The sequence below is a fragment of the Paenibacillus sp. FSL K6-1217 genome (assembly GCF_045040735.1).
Classification (GTDB): domain Bacteria; phylum Bacillota; class Bacilli; order Paenibacillales; family Paenibacillaceae; genus Paenibacillus_AQ.
This window is the reverse complement of sequence record NZ_CP150271.1, coordinates 514,476-532,811: the sequence shown is the minus strand read 5'-3', so window position 1 is coordinate 532,811 and position 18,336 is coordinate 514,476. Positions and strand designations below refer to the sequence as shown.

The 18,336-nt window shown below is 55.4% G+C and carries 11 protein-coding genes; 2 read left to right on the top strand and 9 right to left on the bottom strand.

Going from position 1 to position 18,336, the window contains the following annotated elements:
- The first annotated feature begins 22 nt into the window (after nucleotides 1-22).
- Nucleotides 23-5,263, top strand: coding sequence for an S-layer homology domain-containing protein (locus MHH28_RS02125; protein ID WP_405111135.1), 5,241 nt, complete (start codon nucleotides 23-25; stop codon nucleotides 5,261-5,263).
- Between the two features lie 112 nt (nucleotides 5,264-5,375).
- Here the strand turns inward: MHH28_RS02125 and MHH28_RS02120 are convergent, their stop codons facing one another.
- Nucleotides 5,376-6,404, bottom strand: coding sequence for an aldo/keto reductase (locus MHH28_RS02120; protein WP_405111132.1), 1,029 nt, complete (start codon nucleotides 6,402-6,404; stop codon nucleotides 5,376-5,378).
- Between the two features lie 188 nt (nucleotides 6,405-6,592).
- Here MHH28_RS02120 and MHH28_RS02115 point away from each other — a divergent pair, with 188 nt between their 5' ends.
- Nucleotides 6,593-7,201, top strand: coding sequence for a TetR-like C-terminal domain-containing protein (locus tag MHH28_RS02115; protein WP_405111129.1), 609 nt, complete (start codon nucleotides 6,593-6,595; stop codon nucleotides 7,199-7,201).
- 55 nt (nucleotides 7,202-7,256) lie between these two features.
- Here MHH28_RS02115 and MHH28_RS02110 read toward each other — a convergent pair whose 3' ends face one another.
- From MHH28_RS02110 to MHH28_RS02075, 8 genes are all read right to left on the bottom strand, one after another.
- Entirely contained in the window at nucleotides 7,257-7,460 is a 204-nt protein-coding gene (locus tag MHH28_RS02110) for a hypothetical protein (RefSeq protein ID WP_405111126.1), read from the bottom strand.
- A 22-nt stretch (nucleotides 7,461-7,482) separates the two neighbouring features.
- On the bottom strand, nucleotides 7,483-8,646 hold the full coding sequence (locus MHH28_RS02105) for a glycoside hydrolase family 27 protein (RefSeq protein ID WP_405111123.1): 1,164 nt from the start codon (nucleotides 8,644-8,646) through the stop codon (nucleotides 7,483-7,485).
- Between the two features lie 407 nt (nucleotides 8,647-9,053).
- A complete protein-coding gene (locus MHH28_RS02100; RefSeq protein WP_405111121.1) occupies nucleotides 9,054-10,760 on the bottom strand; it encodes an RICIN domain-containing protein in 1,707 nt (568 codons plus the stop codon).
- 128 nt (nucleotides 10,761-10,888) lie between these two features.
- Nucleotides 10,889-12,523 (bottom strand): response regulator, encoded by a 1,635-nt coding sequence (locus MHH28_RS02095; RefSeq protein ID WP_405111118.1) that lies wholly within the window; start codon nucleotides 12,521-12,523, stop codon nucleotides 10,889-10,891.
- Nucleotides 12,501-14,258, bottom strand: coding sequence for a sensor histidine kinase (locus MHH28_RS02090; RefSeq protein ID WP_405111115.1), 1,758 nt, complete (start codon nucleotides 14,256-14,258; stop codon nucleotides 12,501-12,503). Before MHH28_RS02090 ends, MHH28_RS02095 begins: the two co-directional genes overlap by 23 nt.
- Nucleotides 14,259-14,291: 33 nt before the next feature.
- Nucleotides 14,292-15,965 (bottom strand): extracellular solute-binding protein, encoded by a 1,674-nt coding sequence (locus tag MHH28_RS02085; RefSeq protein WP_405111112.1) that lies wholly within the window; start codon nucleotides 15,963-15,965, stop codon nucleotides 14,292-14,294.
- Between the two features lie 137 nt (nucleotides 15,966-16,102).
- Nucleotides 16,103-17,368 (bottom strand): endo-1,4-beta-xylanase, encoded by a 1,266-nt coding sequence (locus MHH28_RS02080; protein WP_405111109.1) that lies wholly within the window; start codon nucleotides 17,366-17,368, stop codon nucleotides 16,103-16,105.
- Nucleotides 17,369-17,381: 13 nt separating this feature from the next.
- A complete protein-coding gene (locus tag MHH28_RS02075) occupies nucleotides 17,382-18,329 on the bottom strand; it encodes a carbohydrate ABC transporter permease (RefSeq protein WP_405111106.1) in 948 nt (315 codons plus the stop codon).
- Between the last annotated feature and the right edge of the window lie 7 nt (nucleotides 18,330-18,336).

The following is an 18,336-nucleotide window of genomic DNA, read 5'->3' as shown; positions in this document are numbered from 1 at the left end:
AAACAAAAGAGGTGAATATTTATTGAGGTTATATCTTAAGCGTTCACTGATATCCATACTGGCAATCCTGACTCTCCTGCCCTCCAGTTTAGCAAGCGCTTCCACGACACCGCTGACAGACCCGGTTCCGGCGGCGGCTTCTGCATGGGTGACTGATCCGGTGATAGTGACCGATCCGGTTACGGCACCTGATTCCGATGAAGTGCCTGCTTCCCCGGCTGAGCCGGATACTGCTGCGGTGGCGGATGCTGCTGTAGTGCCAGAGGCTGCTTCTGTCCAGGAGACTGCACCGGAACAGCTACAGATGAAGACCGCCGCTGAGCCGGCCCCGCTGTTCCAGTGGAGCTTCCGCCCCGGGCAGGTGCTTGACCGCACCTCGGTGGTGAACAGCGTCTACCCCGATGCGGCCGCTGAGCGCGCCGAGCTCAAGGGAGTAGCTTCCATTGTCTATGATGACCAGCGCGGAGACGTCCTCTCCTTGCCCGGCGGCGGGAACGGCACCGCCTGGCTGAAGCTGCCCGATCAGCTCTACAGCGGGATCAAGGATGAGCTGTCCATCTCCTTCTGGGCCAACATTGACTCTTCGTCTAACGCTTATACCCGTCTGCTGTCCTCCACAATTGCCGGGAAGGGTCTGACGAATGCCGGGGTAAGCGGCTGGCAGGACTCCGAGTTCATTGTCATCGCCGGGGACGGCACGTTCAGCAACCGGATCTATACCGGCACGAATCCAAGCCAGATTGCCAGCTACAAAGGCGATATCGTCTGGAACCGCAACCCGGCCAAGGGCAAGTGGCAGCAGGTGACCGTCACCATGACCAGCAGCGGAGCCTACGAGATCTATCTGAACGGCGTCCCGGTCGGGATCAAGGGCCTGGATCAGGACAAGAGCTCACCGGGTGCGACGATGGCTTCCGTGCTGCAGCATTTTTTCACGCGTGATTATCTGGATGCCTTGAAATTCAATGATTTCGGCAGATCGCTCTATACTTCGGATGGAGATATCAAGGGGAAATTTGATGATCTGCGGATTTACAATGTCCGGTTAGATGCGGGTCAGGTAAGTGCGCTCTATACAGCGACCAAGCATGAAGAGGTGAATACGGCCACTCCGGCCAAAATCTCTGTCGATCTCGCTGACCGCTCACTCGGACCTGTCTTTCACGGATCTTCCGGCGCACTGTATGCGATCAGCGAGCCGAATGTGCCGGATATCAATACGCTGATCCCGATCAAGCCCTCACATATCTCGCAAAAGCCGCCGAACGGCATCCAGCATCCGACCGGTGACGCACTGCGGGTATCGGATTATTTCTTCGAGGCCGGCGGGGAAGCGGTTAATATCGTGATGCAGGATTATTATCAGCACTGGTATTATCCGTCCAGAACGGCTGATGAATATATCCAGGAAGCCGTCATTCCAATTACAACGGCAGTCAAAGCGTATAAGCAGCAATGGGCGGCGGCGAATCCGGGCAAGAACGCGGATGCAAGGTTCATCTATATTCCGTTCAATGAGCCTGAGCAGAACAATACCCGTTATCCACAGCTGCTGTCCGACAGCCAGACAGGCAAGAACTCAAGAGCCGTATTCAACAGCGACTGGCTGGCGGTAACGAAGAAAATCAAGGAGATTGACCCCGGTGCCGTAATTTCCGGCGTGAATCTGACCCAGTACGGGGCCAAGGTCTTCGAGGATTTCATTCCCTTCTGTGTGGAGAATGACTGTCTGCCGGATATCATCAGCTGGCATATGCTGTGGGACAAAGCCTTCAACCAGGCCCCCTCGAACGTAGCCACCTTCCGCACGGTGGAAGCGGGGTCCTTACAGCGCTATAAAGAGCTGTATCCGGACCGGAAGGTTCCCTTCCCGATCAAGGTGGATATCAATGAATATGCCGCTACCTCAGAGATTGCCGTAGGCGGCTCGCTGATTCATTACATCGCACGGTATGATGAGCTGAAAATGAACAGCATGCTGCCGTATTGGAACACGGCCAACTCCTACGGGTCCCTGCTCGCCGGGCAGAATGAGCCGAACGGGGCATGGTGGCTCTACAAATGGTATGCCGACATGATGGGCGGCGATATGGCCAAGATCAATGTGATCAACGCCAGACATGAGGATGATGCTTTCGGCCCCGGCTTGTACGGGCTATCCTCGATTCAAGACAACAAGAAGCAGGTCAGTATCGCCTTCGGAGGCACACAGGGTGACGGCCAGATCGTGTTCAACCACGTGACCGGCAGTGCAGACAGCCCTTCCTTCCTGACAGAGGCAGAAGAGGTGCATGTCACTGTATGGCACGCGGGATATACGGGCTTGACCGGATTTCTCGTAGAGCCTACCCAGATTCTGGACCGCAATCTTCCGGTCAAGAACGGCTCGGTGACGCTGGATGTCAACCTGAACGATTACACCTCGGCGTATTATGCAGTCATTACCCCGGCTGTAGATCATACTCCGCAGGAGACATTCTACAAGCGCTTCGAGGCCGAGAATGCGCAGGTGCGGACGAATGTGACTATAGCGGACCACTATCCGCGCAAAAGCACCGGACGTTCTGCATCGAACGGCCAGTACGTTCAGGGCATCAAGGCGGCAGACAGCCTGGTGAAATGGACGGAGGTTACTCTTCCGGCGGACGGGAATTACCGTCTGGATCTGATTGGCGGCAACGGCGCAACATCAAGCCTGCGCAATCAGTCCAATACCGGCAATGCGAATCAGCGCGTCAATTCCGAGTGGTTCATCAAGATAGATGATCACCCGGCAACAAAAGTGATTCTGCGTGCAGACTACAGCATGGAGCTGCTTGGAGGCAATACGATCTTTGCCGACCTGACGCAAGGGACACATGCCATCGGCATCAGCAAGTACAACCCGGATACGGGAGAAGCAGGCCAGGGCGAATCTACCCTGGATGCCATGGAGCTGACGTATAACGGGGTGCCGGGCGCACTCCCGGCTTATCGTGTACAGGCGGAATTCGCTGACTATGATCCTGCGCTGGGATTATCCAGAGAGAGCAGCCTGGAAGGCTTCGAGGGTGCCGGATATGTGACCGGCTACGGCAGCAGCCAGGAGGCCAATACCCGGTTCGTAGTCAGTGTGCAGGAAGACGGTATGTATGAGCTGACCGCACGCTATGCCTCTGCGGGCAGCGGCAAGCTGCAGCTTGCCCATGACCGCAAGCCTCTGGTCGACCTTCCCGTTGTCAATACTAACGGGCTGTGGCAGGATGCCAAGGCTCCGGTCTTCCTGCGCAAAGGCATTAACCTAATCGATGTACGGTCCAGTGCAGCGCTTAGTCTGGATTACATTAATGCAGCCTATGCAGGCAAGACTCCTGTATATTCTCTGGAGGCTGAGGCGGCAACAGTGGTTGGATCGCCTGCCGGTTCCGAGCTGCCTCTCATCCGGGAGGATGCATTCGCCAAATACGCCTCCGGCGGCAAATATGTGAACGGCATTACCTCCTTCGACGGAGCAGAGCGCTATCTGGAGCTTGGGAACATCACCGTGCCTAAGGCAGGAACCTACAAGCTGGTGGTCACTTATGCCAATGGTGAAAGCGCGGGAACCCATGCCTACAACAATGATGTCGTTGAACGCTATGCGCAGGTAAGTGTCAACGGCGGCGAACCGCAGACTGTCTACTTCAAGAACACCATCTCCTGGCAGCAGTTCGCCACACAGACACTGGAGGTGGAGCTTGCGGCAGGCGTCAATACGATCCGCTTCTCCAACAACAATACGTACAACGGCGGCTCGAATCCTTACGGCGGCAACGGCGCGCAGGGCTTCACACCTTACACAGCAGTGCCGCGCCAGTACACACCGGCGTTCGACCGGTTCGATCTGTATGCACGGCATACGCTTGTGATTGACGGCGGCGGCGAGACTGGCGGTGGCGAGACTGGCGGCGGTGAGACCGGTGGCGGTGAGACCGGTGGTGGCGAGACTGGCGGTGGCAATAACGGCGGCGGCGAAACTGGCGGCGGCAATAACGGCGGCGGCGAGACTGGCGGCGGTAACAACGGCGGCGGCGAAACTGGCGGCGGCAATAACGGCGGCGGCGAGACTGGCGGCGGTAACAACGGCGGCGGTGAGACTGGCGGCGGTAACAACGGCGGCGCTGGCACTACCGTTGGTTCGGTCACTCCTGTTAAGCCGGAAACTCCAAGCGGCAGCAGCCATTTGACCGTTGAAGCAGAGGTTACAGGGGCTACAGCAACAGCCACATTGGATGCCCAGAAGGTAAAAGCGGCGGAACAGATCACCGTCTCGTCTCCGCTCGGCACCTTCCATTTCCCTGTACAAGCGGTGGATACCGCTGCTTGGGGACAGCAATTGGGAACCGAAGACTGGAAGCTTAAGGTCACTATGACTGTCCTGCCGGAAGAGCGGCAGCAAGAGATCCTTCAGGCTGTCCTGGCAGCCAAGGGCAAACTAATCAGCCAAGCCATAGAATACACGGTAACCGCTGAAGCCAATGGACGTTCGATGGAGATCCCGGGGTTCAAGGGCAGCTATTCCCGGGGCACCCTGCAGCTCGACAGTCCGGCAGACAGCCGTAATACGACCGTAGTCCGGATCGAGAAGAACGGAAGCCTCACCTTCGTTCCGGCTGTCTTCAACGGCACCGGTGTAACCTTCTACAGTCCAAGTAACGGTACGTTTGCGGTAATTTCAAACAGCAAGACATTCGAGGATATCAAGGGGCACTGGGCTCAGACATCCGTCGATAAGCTGGCCTCGAAGTACATCCTGACCGGCTTAACGGACAGCCAATTCGCACCGAACGCAACCACAACCCGCGCGGAATTCGCAGCGATGATGGTTCGTTCGCTGGGCTACTCCTCCTACGGTTCGGCAGATGTTGCGTTCAAGGATATCCCCTCCGGCGCGTGGTACACCGGAAGCGTTGCGACAGCTGCAGAGCTGGGTCTGGTGCGGGGCGGAACGGACAATCAGTTCCGGCCGAACGACATCATTACCCGCCAGGAGATGACCGTTATTCTGGTTAAGGCGATGGCCCTTGCAGGCTCGCCGCTCTCAGCTTCCGAGGTGCAGCCCGCAGCCTTCAAGGATGCCGACAGGATTGCGGGCTGGGCACAGCAGGATGTAGCCAAGGCGGTTCAGGCCGGCCTGATCACCGGTACACCTGCCGGGCAATTCCAGCCGGGGCAATCCGCAACCCGTGCGGAAGCGGCGACCGTCATCCTCCGCTTGCTGGTGCAAGCGAAATTAATGAACTAACTCCCGGGGATATGGCTTCCTTCATCCCTCTAAATAAAAACAATAGCGGCAGAACGAGACGGTTATCCGTCTTGTTCTGCCGCTGTTTTTTTTATACTTAAGGTTCGTGCTGCTACATGTGCCGCCTGCGCTGTTCCGGCTCCATCCACTCCGGAGTCCAGGTTTGTTCTTTATCATCGACCCGCTTGCCTGGCGGAACAATACCATCAATCGCATCCAGCACCTCTGTGCTGAGCCTGATCCCCGCACCGGAGATATAGGCATTTAATTGCTCCAAGGTCCGTGGCCCCCATATAGTGGAGGTGACGGCCGGATGACTTTGTGTAAAAGCGATGGCCATATCCGCCAGTGAGATCCCGGATTCATTGGCCAACTGCTGCAATTGGGCAATGATCTTGAATTTGTTTTCATTGTCGGCCAGTTCAGGGTCCAGTGTATCCATATACCCTTTCAATACGGAAGCGCGTGTGCCGCTTTGTGCGGGTTGGCCCGGGGTGTATTTCCCGGTTAGCAAGCCCCCGGATAAGGGACTATACACAAATAGAGACAACTGATATTGCTTGGCGATTCCGGCAAGTTCAAATTCCATGCGCCGGTTAATCATCGAATAGGGTGTCTGTTCACTTACAAACCGCTGAATATGATACCGGTCACTAATCGCCTGTCCATGCACAAGCTGCCCGCCGAGGTGATTGGAGGTACCGATATGATGGATTTTCCCCTCCTTCACCAAATCGTTCAAGGTAAGCAGAATTTCTTCATAGCCCATCCATTCCAGCGGAAGATGAAGCTGATAAATGTCTATATAATCAGTTTGCAGGCGTAACAGACTTTGCTCGACAGCCGTCCTGATCCAGCGGCGTGACCCGCCGTTCTGATTTATTTTCTCAGGAGACTCCGCACCAAATTTAGTGGCCAGGAGAACATCCTGCCGTCGGTGCTTAATCGCTTGGCCTATGACACGCTCCGATTCTCCCTTTCCGTAAATATTAGAAGTATCCACTACATTAATCCCGAAATCCAAAGCCTTATCTATGATTTGCCGACTCTCCGCTTCACTAGTCCGGGTTCCAAAGGCAGACCCGCCAAGCGCAAAGCTGCTGACTTTTGTGCCGGTTTTTCCAAGATAACGATATTCCATGTTACTCCTCCTAATCAGGTTCCTGCCATGGCAATGATAATGAACTTGTGTTGATTTCAGCTGTAGGACCCATTATACTCAGGCATAATTAGAGGATCAATGAACATTACAGGCAAAATGTATATTAATAGATACAATGCCAATAGTGTTGATAAAATAATGGTTATCCGTACAAAGGAGCTCCGTCCATGATTGAACACAGTACAGACATGAGAGCCGTCCGCAGCCGTACCCTAATGGAGAACGCCTTATTGTCTATCTTGGAGAAGGAAGGAATTAAAGGACTGAAGGTCAAGAATCTTTGTGAAAAGGCTGGGATTAACCGGGGCACCTTCTATTTGCATTATACAGATATTTTTCATCTGATTGAGGAGACATCATTCTTCCAAGGATTATTAGAGGTATTTGCGCCCATCCAGATGCAAGAGTTAATGGACTATCCTGATCCGCAAGGAGCTTTCCCTCCGATCACTAAGGCCTTGCAATATATGCAACAGCATGCCAGTTTTTTCAAGGCATTATTTCATCCGGAAGCTCCGGCAGAGATCAAAGAACGGCTCCGGTATCTGACGGGTACACGCTTATACGAGAATCTTAAGCAACAGCAACCGGAGATGGATCAAGAAAGCCGCCTGTTTACTGAATATGCCATCGCTTATTTGGGTAACGCACAATTTGGGCTTATCCATCACTGGTTTATGAGCGACCGTGCCATGCCTCCCGAAGATATAGCCAGAATGTTAACCGTATATATACGCAATACCCCTTGTCTTGATCACACCATCCCGCAAAAGTAAAACAGAGCAGCGAATCTCCATCCATGGAGACCGCTGCTCTGGCTTGCCAGTAACGTTAACGGAACAGCACACATTTGCCGGATTCCCGGAAATATTTGATCAGCTTCTCAATCGGCTCGCGTCCGCAGTTCAGCTGGACGCCGAGGCAGTCGATGCACAGAAAATCCCGAGCATTGCGCGTGACCAGCTTCAGGTAAATTGCCACATCATCCGTCATCAGGGGGACCCCGCATTGTCTGCAGGTTCTGTTCATGCTCATACGCTTCTCTTCTTTCTTGTCTCTATACCAGTTTCGCCCGCACGATCAGACAATCATGGGCTGCAACAACCGGAGCAAATCTTTCTCTGAACACCCCAAGCTCCTTATGCTCCCAGCAGTCATACAGGGACAGCGATTTGCCGGAGGCATACGGAAGTCCGAAATCCCAGAATTGCAGCGACATCTCTCTCTGGCCATCGCTCAGGTTGAAGAACCCGATGGCCAGGTCACCGTCTGCTAATACTTTTACCAGCATGAACACTTCATTGGTATGGAACCACTGCGGCTCCGGCTTAATGCGGTAAGCTCCGCGGCCCTCGATATCCTGGTTGATAGCGATCAGATCCGGGTTCAGCAGAATGTTCTTGGTTGCCTCATTGGCTTTGCGGATATCACTGCCAATCATCAGCGGAGAACCCATCAGGCTCCACAGCGAGAAGTGTGTCTTGTATTCCACATCCGTGCAGCCGCCGATCTGACTGCCGATGAAGTCGCTGTTGCTGCCCCCGTACATGCCCACGACAAGCATATCCAGATCATTATGGCAGTAAGCTCCGGTGTAGGCGGCTTTATCGAGCTGCGACAGCGCGAGCGTCTTGATCGATTCCCAGCTGTCCTGGATATCGCCGGTGGAACGGTACATATGCGCGCCGGATTCACGAATCCACTGGTACACATTATCCTCACCCCAGTTACACGCGGAGAAAAGAATATCTCTTCCGCAGTTTTTGAGAGCAAGACTCATCCGCTTGTACAGCAGCTCCCCCGACATATGTCTGGGCTTGAAGCAGTAATCATACTTCAGGAAGTCTACGCCCCATTCCGCCAGCGACGCCGCATCCTGGAATTCATGCTCGAAGCTGCCCGGATACCCGGCGCACGTATGCGTTCCCACACAAGAGTACATCCCGAACTTCAGTCCCTTGGAGTGAATGTAGTCTGCAACCGCCTTCATTCCGTTCGGGAATTTGACCGGGTCTGCCACCAGCTTGCCATCCTTGTCCCGTTCCTTCAGACTCCAGCAGTCGTCAATGACAATATAATCATAGCCCGCATCCTTATAACCATCCGCCACCAGTGTATCGGCCGCTTCCCGGATCAGTTGCTCGTTGATATCCCAGGTAAAAGTGTTCCACGAATTCCATCCCATCGGCGGCGTTAAGCCAAGCTGTTGCTGTTTGTCCATAATCTGTACTCATCCTTTCGCATTATGACAGGAGTTGAACCCTGGGCAAATGCTGTATTATTTATGTATTTAATCACATAAACCCTTTATAATACATAGCTTAACGTTGCTTTCGTATGGAGTTATGTTGCTTTTCTTATATAAGGAGCGAGAGAGTCGAAGATGTAAAGAGCTTGGTTTGTTGTATGCGGATTGTGATGCTTGTGGGCGCATATGCAGCAACTTCGACGGGAGTGGGCGGGTAGACTGGTTGAAAAATCACACCTTCTCTGGCCCTGCCGCAAGCAAAACTACTTGGTCATCTTCTCTCTCCCGCACACTCAAAAAAGCCCCCTTCACCCCGCGCGGCAATCCGGTACTGTCCCGGACCGCCTGCAGATGGAGAAGGGGTCTCTTACCATAAAGCTCTAATTCACCTGAACCAGCTTCCATTGCTGGTGGAGATCGCCGCGGTAGAGGTTCTGCTGGAGCTTCGCGCCGTCTGCGGTAGAGGCTCCTGTGACTTCGACTGCCTTGTTGCTGTTCACGTTAAGGATGCTCCAGTAGCCGTTGCTCAGCTTGATGAGCCGGAACTGCTGGGCGGTGTTGTTCAAATCCTGCATCAGCTGGATGGCTTCGCTGTTATTCTTCGTGCCGTTCCGCACATCCATCACCTTGTTGTCGGAGGAGTTCACGCTGCGCAGCCGGTAAATATTATTGTACGTGCCCATATCGGTAGCCGTCCATTGCTGGGCCAACGCGGTGTTCTCCGGCCACTGCTGGAGCTGAAGGGAGTTCGTATTCTGCCCGTTCGGCACATCAATCGCTTTGCCTGACGCCCGGTTGATCAGCTTATACTTCGCATTGTTGGTGACTCCGTTCCACACCCCGTTCCAGGGGTTGAACTGTGCCCGCTCGTAGTACCATTCGAAGATAAAGCGCGCCATACCATCCCGGGTAGCATTGCCGTCATAGAGCAGCCCGCCGTCCGGATCGGCGAAGGAGCTTTTCGGACCGGGGTTCAGCAGGAAGCCGTTCATATGGACGGCAATACTGACATTGCCGGCGGCAGTGAAGATGGCTTTGGTATTCTTGCCGAAGCCTGCGTTCGTACCGTTGAACAGATCCCAGTACGAGGAGTCGCCCGGCTGATTTTTGAACCAGGTGGTTTCGGTAATATTGATCGGGTACTTGTCGGCAGCAGGCTTGATGCTGGTATCCCAGATCTGCTGAAGCGAGTTGTAATTGTCATAAGCGCCGTAGCCCGGATACCAGTGTACGGCATAGCCGTAATTGTTAAGCGGGTCGGTCAGCGGATTGGACGCCGTCAGCTGATAATGCTGATCCCAGCCGAGTCCCGAAGCCCAGATCACATTGTCCGCGCCTTTGCTGCGGATGGTCGAGATCATCGAGTTCTGGAAGTTCTTCAGCGAATTCCAGAACGCCGCGAAGTTAGGCTGGGAGGGATTGCCGCCCCATTGCCCGTTCACATCGCTCAGCACCGGCTCGTTGACCAGCTCGAACATGACATTATCCGCGCTTTTGAGGCCAGGCTGGGAGGCCAGGTAGCCCCAGATCTGATTGAACTTGTCCAGATTGGCCTGGGTGGTCGCCTTGTTGTCCAGCAGGGTGAAGTCCAGGCCCAGCGTGACATACAGCCCCTTCGTCTTCGCATACTCTACATAGGGAATGATCAGATTCTGGGTGGCTGCCTGAAGGCCCGCGAAGTTATACGTTCCTGCTGCGACGTCACCCATATCCTCCCGGTCAATGAACAGGCGGACCTGATTCGAGTACCAGCCATGGTTGTTGCCGTATTTGCCGGAGGTGCTGGTGAAGGTATCGGTGATCTCCTTCAGGTACTCCAGAGTGGCCTTATGCCGGTTCCCGCCGTTGCGGTTCAGGTAATAATTGCTGTTCTGATACGTCCAGTAAGCCCCGGTAGGCTGATGCCAGCCGCTGAGCAGCACAGGCTGTCCGCTGCCGTTCACCAGCTGATTGCCGCTGACATGGAGCTTAGGAACAGGCGACCCCTCCCAAGCGTTTGCAGTACCGCCGCCGGACTGCATCGGCGTCAGCAGCAGCGCCAGCATCACCAGCAGCTTCATGGACCAGCTCAACTTTCTTATTCTCACAGATACCCATCTCCTTCTCATTTCGTGGAATCGGCCGAGGCCGTCTTAATGAAAGCGAATACATCTGAATTGTACTCTGCGGGGAGACAGGCGGAAACCTGTGTGATTATAGTTGATAGACTTACAGATTATAGATTAACATGCACAGACTCCCTGTATTCCTGGGGGGTCATTCCCGTCATTTTTTTGAAGAACCGGGTGAAGGAATGGTGGGCCTCATAGCCGACATAGAGCGCCACATCGCGGATCTTGAGCGCTTCATTGCCCAGCAGCTCCTTCGCCTTGACCGCCCGGCACTGGTCGATGTACTCTGACAGGTTAATGCCCTGCTCCTGCTTGAAGAAGCGGGACAGGTATGACGGGTTGAAATAATGCAGCTCGGCCAGCCGCACCAGAGAGAGGTCCTCGCCCAAATGGCTGTGGATATACTCGCAGATCCGCTCAATGACCTCCGAGGAGCGCTCCTTCTCGGCTGTGCTTCTCAGCTCGAACAGGTCTGCGGCCAGCCTCTCCAGATAATAGATGCCCTCCCCCAGAGAGGCATGCTCGTCCAGGCGCATTAGCTTGCCGTATTCATTGACCAGGCTGTACAGCTCCGAGCGGTTCATATGAGACAGCAGCACAAGAGCAACAGTATAATACAGCTCGGCGGCCTCTTCCACGGAGACCCCCGAATGAATGCCTTCCCTGATCTCCTCCAGCGTCTCCGAGAACCGCTCCCGCCGTCCGGCATCCAGATGAGCCGCCAGATTCTCCACCCGCTGGTGGAGACGCATCCCCGTCTCACGGACGACGTCAGCCTCCGGCGGACCGCTGCGGTCAATCTGCACCATGGAGATGCCGTCCCCGATCTTCATTTGCTGCAGCCGGTGGAGCCGCTCGTATTGGCGGCCGATCTCCGCCCAGGCACAGGCTGAGCCGCTGACCGTAAAAGCAACCGACAGGCCCAGCGTCTGCCGGCAGGAATCCTGGATCATCTCCAGCGTTCCCTCCAGATACCGCGCGAAATTCCCGCCGAAGGCTGCCCCGGCATTATCCAGTGGCTGCAGCAGCCACAAGAGATCCCCGTGCCGGTCAAGCACCCAGGCATGCCGGGTCATTTCCGCCAGATGGGAATTCCAGATCAGGCGGGAGGAGGTCAGCAGCTCGCGACGGTCCATATAAGAGATGCCCTCCGGGTATGTCGGCCGTCCAAGAACGAGCATGACCGGGGATTCAGCCTGAAGGGTGATCCCCAGCTTGCTGAAATCTGCACGTAACATATCCGTATCCGCACACAAGGCCTGGCTGTCCTGAAGCAGATGGCGGAGATAATCGCCCTGCGCCGCTGTCTCCATGGAATCACGCTGCTCCCTGGACTGCTCCAGCAGCTCGCTCAGCTGGTTGCCCTGCTCAATCTCCAGCAGCACCTCCTGCACCGTCTCAATAATCTTGTCGAAGCCCTCGGTCTTCAGCAGATAACGCGCCCCGGGAAGCTGCAGCGCACTATAGGCGTAATCGAATTCGCTGTAGCCGGTCAGGAACACAATCCGCGACCGGGGCCAGAACTCCCGGATCTGCTCAGACATCTCAAGTCCGCTCATCCCGGGCATGCGGATATCGGTCAGCACAATATCGATCCGGGTGCGCGAGAGCCACTCCAGAGCCGCTTTGGCCGAATAGACCTTGTAGACATCAAGCTTGTCTGGAAGCAGCTGGTTGAATGCCTCGTATAAGCCGTCTGTTATAATCTCTTCATCATCAACGATCAATAGTCTGTACAAGACCTTCACCTCCCGTGAGCCTAATCCGGATCTCTACCCGGAGGCCGCTTAGCGTGCTTCTGTCCAGGAACAGGCCGCTGCCTTCCCCGTAGATTAACTGGATGCGCCTGTGAATATTGCTCATGCCGGTGACTTCATGTGTTCCGCCGTTCTGATTCAGCCGCTTTCTCAGAGTCTCGATCCGTTCATCGGTCAGCCCGCTTCCGTTATCTTCAACAACAATGCGGATCTCCCGTTCCTCCTGTTCAAAAGAAATCCGCAGCTCCCCATCCTCCGCCTGCTTCTCCAGACAATGCTCATAGGCATTCTCGATAATCGGCTGGAGAATCAGGCGCGGAACCCGCAGCTCTTCCATCGCTTCCGGCAGCTCATCGAACTGCACCTGAATGCGCCTGGAGAAGCGCATCTTCTGGATCTCCGTATACATCCGGGAGTGGCGCGTCTCTTCCGCAAGCCGGACATTATCCTCCCCGTTACGGGTGATGAACCGGAAATATTCGCCCAGCATGCCGGAGAACTCCTCAATCCGGGAGCTGTCCCCCTGCTTCGCCAGGGCGCTGAGAATGAAGAAGCTGTTATAGAGAAAATGCGGATTGATCTGCGACTGGAGCTGCTTCAGCTCCGCCCGCTGCATCATCAGCTTCTGGGTGTAATCCTGGTCAATCAGCATCCGCAGCCGGCTGAGCATCTGGTTGAACCGGAGATACAGATAGCCGAATTCATCCTTGCGGCCATGGTCAATCTCAATATCAAGCGAGCCGCTCTCCATCCGCTTGAAGCTGCGGATCAGCACAAGCAGCGGCTTCTGGACGAACTTATAGGTCGCGTAGGAATAGATCAGCACCGCCAGGAAGGACGCCGCCGCGAACAGCCAGGCCCAGACCACGAACTTGGTCAGCGGCCGCTTGACCGCTTTCTCCGGCAAGTAGGTGGCCACAGCCATCCCCAGCTTGTCCGAGGTGAAGCTGTCAATATGATACCGTATTCCGTCCAGCTCCCAATTGTACAGATTCCCCTCATCGATCGCCTGGTGATAGCTCTCGATCAGCTCCGGGGAGCTGTTCTCCGTACCGAGCGCATAATCCGTCAGCCGCGATACCAGCAGCGAGCCGCTCTCTTCATATGCATTGATCGCCCGCAGCGAATCCTTCAGCTTCTCGTTGTCCAGCTCGATTTGAACGATGAACAGCGGAGGCTCATTCCTCCTGCCGCTGGATTGGGTAACGCTTAGCTCCAGGAAGTTGTTCCAGTTGATCAACCGGCCTTCTTTTCTGAGATCGACGGACCGGAAGAAATTGAACTTGCTGTTGTCAAAATCATCGATGCCGTTCATCGCGGACAGCGTTTTGTTAATGGTACGGATATGTACGAACACATCGCCGATATAGGCGCTGCTGTTCTTCAGGGAGGTGAGCCGCTGCGTGATGTAGTTCAGGCTCTCCCGCTTTTGAACATCGTCCATATAATTCCAGGTCACGGCAATCTTGTTCAGCTCGGTATCCTGGGCAAGATCATACTGCTGGATCTCCATCCACTCCACCTCGCGGTTCAGGTCCTCCAGATAATAGGTTAATTGCGACAGGGTCGCTCTGGATAAGTCCTGGCTTGCATTCCTATAGCTCCAGTTGTAGAGGTAGAGTCCAAGCAGCAGAATCGGCAGAATAATAGCTAGATAAGTGACAACCATCCGGATAAAAATAGTGTGGCGCATCGACACCGCAGGAAACTTAAGCACGTGCACCGCCTCCACTCGTCTGCTCAGGTCCGATCATTTGCCGCTCCCGCCCTTCTCTGCATACCAGTCGTTAACCTCAGCCGTAATCTGCTCGCCGCCCAGCTTGTTCCACTGTGCCACGAAATTATCGAACTCGCTGAGTGGTCTGCCCTGAATGATATCAAGAAAGGCATCAATCTGAAGATTATTTAGAATATTCTGCTTCTCGATCATCGTCTCTGTAGGTGCGCCGACGAAGCTCTCATAGAGCAGCTGAGATTTACGTTCATACCCGTCCAGGATGGAAAAAGCACCCGAAGGCCCATACGTCCGCTCCCAGCCCCAGCCTGTCTCGCTGTCCGCACCTCCGGCCTCATAAGCGGCAATCCGCTTCTGGATCGTCTTCGCTTCATCCTGTAGCACGGAAGCATCACCGGTGCGCCGGAAGGTCTCCAGCTCCCGGAAGGCCTCCAGGTTCTTCTGCACCGGAAACGGCGTTACCGGCGACAGCTTCCATACCGCCTGCGGAGCGTTATAGTACCGCTCCACCTCACTCGTAGCCCCCCAGTTCTTCTCCAGATGCAGGTTAATCAGCTTAATCAGCGCCTCAGGATGCGGGACGCCTTGCTTGACCGCCAGGAACTGGTTGGTGCTGAACGGAAGCGGCACCTTCGGCGCTGCCCCGGACTCCGAGACCAGCGGGAAGGCCTGCCACTCGGCCTGCGGATTCTGCTCACGGCTGAGCTGCACGAGGAAGGAGCCCCACTGCTCCCCGTACATCATCCCGACCTGCTCATGCTCCATCCAGTCGCTGGCCTTGACCCCGTCCTTGAACGCGAATTCCCTGTCAATCTGTCCCGTCCGGTACAAGTCCTGAAGCACCTGCAGAGCATGCTTGACCTCCGGCTGGATCCCTCCATAGACCAGCTTGCCGGTCTTGTCCTTAATCCAGATTCCGGGATAGGCACCATAACCGGCCATGAACCCGGTAAGTCCCATGACCGGGTCCCACAGATACTTGGTTGCCGCAAGGCCGTAGGTATCGTGCCTGCCGTTGCCGTCAGGATCTTGCTGCGTAAACGCTTTCGAAATAGCCAGTACCTCTGCCATCGTCTTCGGCGGCTGAAGGCCAAGGCGTTCCAGCCAGTCCGTCCGAATCCACAGGAACATCGCACCCTCAATGGAAGAATTGGTCTCCGGGATCGCCATAAGCTTACCGTCGAGCGTAGCCGTCTCAAACGGACCCGTCCCTTCCTCGCTCAGCACCTTGCGGGTTAACGGGGTGGCATACTCCTCATAGACTTCGCTCAGGTCCTGGATCAGCCCTGCATTGCTCAGCACTCTGAGCTGCGAAGCATTCACCCGCACAATATCGGGGATATCCCCGGAAGCCAGAGAGACCCCCAGCTTGCGGGAGTAGATGGAGCTCCACTCCGTCCAATCATAGGTGATCTTAATGCCGAGCACCTCTTCATACAGCTCGGTCCAGCGGTTATGCTCCAGCGACTCTCCCGGCAATTCCTTCAGAATCTCTTCAAGTGCATCGTTGTTCTCACGTACGAACGACAGCTCGATAGGCGGATCATATCTGCTTAGACCCAGCTCCTCATAGAGCGGAGCGCTCCCCGAATGTCCCTCAGGGACCGGAGAACGCTCCGTAAGGCTATCGTTTCTCTCACAAGCGGTCAACAGTTGTACGGCCATGCACGCAGCGACAGTCCAGGCCATTGTGTTCTTGATTGTTATGGGCACCAGTTGCAACCTCACTTTGCAAGATTATTTATTACCGGAATATTATATTATCCCGGCAAAAATAAAGGAATTGTAAGGTGCATTTCTTGTTTGGCTTACCCGTTCTTTACTATTTAGAAATCGGTGACCGCCTGGAAGGCCGGTTTGGGCTGATGCTGCCGGTCGAACAGCATCGGCGCCTCGGTCCGCTCGACCGGGAAAGTGCTCAGCCAGGTATGATCATCCGCAATTCCCCAGAACATGACCCCGCTTAACAGCTCCTTCCGGTCTCTTAGAGCAGCGAATATCTCGCCGTACCGCGCGGCCTGCCGCTGCAGAATATCCTCTGGCACTACAGGGCCGACATCGCTAAGATCGTTATAGACATACAAGCTCATATCCAGCTCAGTGATCTGATTATCCAGGCCCAGAGTATGGAACTTCTCCATGGACTCGATTATGCTCTCTACCGAAGGATACTCCAGATTAATATGGGTCTGGTGGCCAACCCCGTCAATCGGCACCCCCTTCGCCAGCATGTCCTGCACCAGTTCATACAGCCGGTCCCGCTTCTCCGGGTTGTCTGTGCCGTAATCATTGATGTACAGCTTAAGCTCCGGTCCACCGGCCTTGCGCGCCGCCCGGAAGGCGGTCTCAATGAAGCCTGTGCCGGTAATCTTGTACCAGTCGCTGGCCCTCATGCCGTCCGGGTCTCCAGGTTCAATCACCTCATTCACGACATCCCAGGAGGAGATGTCGTCCTTGTAACGGCTGACAACAGCAGTGACATAGCTGTCGAGCCGCTTCAGTAGCAGCTTCTTGTTCGCTTCGCGCTTCTTCGCATCGGTCTCATCGACCATCGCTCCGCCCGCCTCATCCCGGAAGAACCACTCCGGGGTCTGGCTGTGCCACACCAGGGTGTGGAAGCGCAGCCCCATGCCGTGCGCCTTCGCGAAGGCGACGATCCGGTCGGCCCGTTCCCAGGTGAAGGTGCCCTCAGCCGGTGCAATCGCATCCGGCTTCATCGCATTCTCGGCCACAAGCCAGTTCACATGCTTCTTCAGCAGCTCTGCCGTGGCCCCCTCGGTCTGGTCCGGCTCAACCGCAGCTCCTATGGGGAAGTAATCCGCATAGGCTGCCGCCAGCGGAGCCGCCTCCTGCGGCCCCGGAGCCTCCGCCGCAGCTTCAGGCGAAGCTGTAGCGGATGCTGCCGGAGTCCCTGCGGGTGAAGCTGCCGGGGATGACGCTGCGCTCTCCTGCGGTCCCGGCGAGGGGGCAGCCGGAGCTGCATCCCCGCCCGGAGCGGAGCAACCGGACAGCCACAGAAGCGCGGCTGCGAAGACTATACTCCGGGCCAGTCTGGCCGGAGTGCTTGTTCTGTTATTTTGGCGCACAGTCATCCTCCCTCTCCGGTTAACCGACAATTCCGGTACGCTCAATACTCTCCACGAAATACCGCTGCACGAACAGGTAGATGATAATCAGCGGCAGAATTGCCAGCAGAATCCCTGTGTCCTGTACCATGCTGAGGTAGAACGGATCAGCCTTGGAGTTGGCCCCGTCCTCCAGCAGAATCGCCAGATTATACGGCAGCGAGCCGAGCTGGGTCGCCATCACCTTGCTGGATGTCAGATAGGTTGTGGTGAAGAAGCTGTCGTTCCATTGCCACACGAACGAGAAGAGCAGGACCGTAACAATGGAGGGTATCGCATTAGGCAGCATAATCCGGTAGAAGGTCTTGCCTACGCCTGCCCCGTCGATATAAGCCGCTTCCTCCACCTCTTTGGGAATCCCCCGGAAGAACTGCCGGAAGATGAAGATGTACAGCCCCGCCTTCAGCGAGTTCGCTGTGGCAGACGTTAGAATAAACGGCCAGTAGGTGTTGAGCAGATTCACCGATTTGCCGGTCAGCAGCGGAATCAGCCCCATCAGGCTGAAATCCTTCAAATTCAGATAGACTGGAATCAGAATTGTGATCGGCGGAACGAGAATCGTCAAGATGACTCCGGCGAACAGCAGCTGGCTTCCCTTGAACTTCAGCCGGGCGAAACCGTACCCTGCAAGCGCGCAGGAGATGGCGGTCAAGAGTGTAGTCAGTGCCGACAGGGTGAAGGTGTTCAGCAAGGCCTGCCAGTAATCCATAATTCCAATGGCCTTGATGAAATTGTCGAGCGTGTAATGCTCGGGAAGCCAGACGACAATCGGTGAATACAGATCGCTCTTGGCCTTGAAGGCCGTGGAGATCTTCTGGAGCACCGGATAGAGGATCACGAACGACAGGCCTGCAATCAGCGTCAGCCGCACGAAGGACCATATCCATTTCTTCCAGCGTTCGAGCGACAGCAAGCGGGTCGCAAGCATTAGTCCC

Coding starts and splice junctions, on each gene's coding strand:
- MHH28_RS02120 (WP_405111132.1), bottom strand. CDS start 6,404: ATGGAATATCGTTATCTTGGAAAAACCGGCACAAAAGTCAGCAGCTTT.
- MHH28_RS02115 (WP_405111129.1), top strand. CDS start 6,593: ATGATTGAACACAGTACAGACATGAGAGCCGTCCGCAGCCGTACCCTA.
- MHH28_RS02110 (WP_405111126.1), bottom strand. CDS start 7,460: ATGAGCATGAACAGAACCTGCAGACAATGCGGGGTCCCCCTGATGACG.
- MHH28_RS02105 (WP_405111123.1), bottom strand. CDS start 8,646: ATGGACAAACAGCAACAGCTTGGCTTAACGCCGCCGATGGGATGGAAT.
- MHH28_RS02085 (WP_405111112.1), bottom strand. CDS start 15,965: ATGGCCTGGACTGTCGCTGCGTGCATGGCCGTACAACTGTTGACCGCT.
- MHH28_RS02080 (WP_405111109.1), bottom strand. CDS start 17,368: ATGACTGTGCGCCAAAATAACAGAACAAGCACTCCGGCCAGACTGGCC.
- MHH28_RS02075 (WP_405111106.1), bottom strand. CDS start 18,329: ATGCTTGCGACCCGCTTGCTGTCGCTCGAACGCTGGAAGAAATGGATA.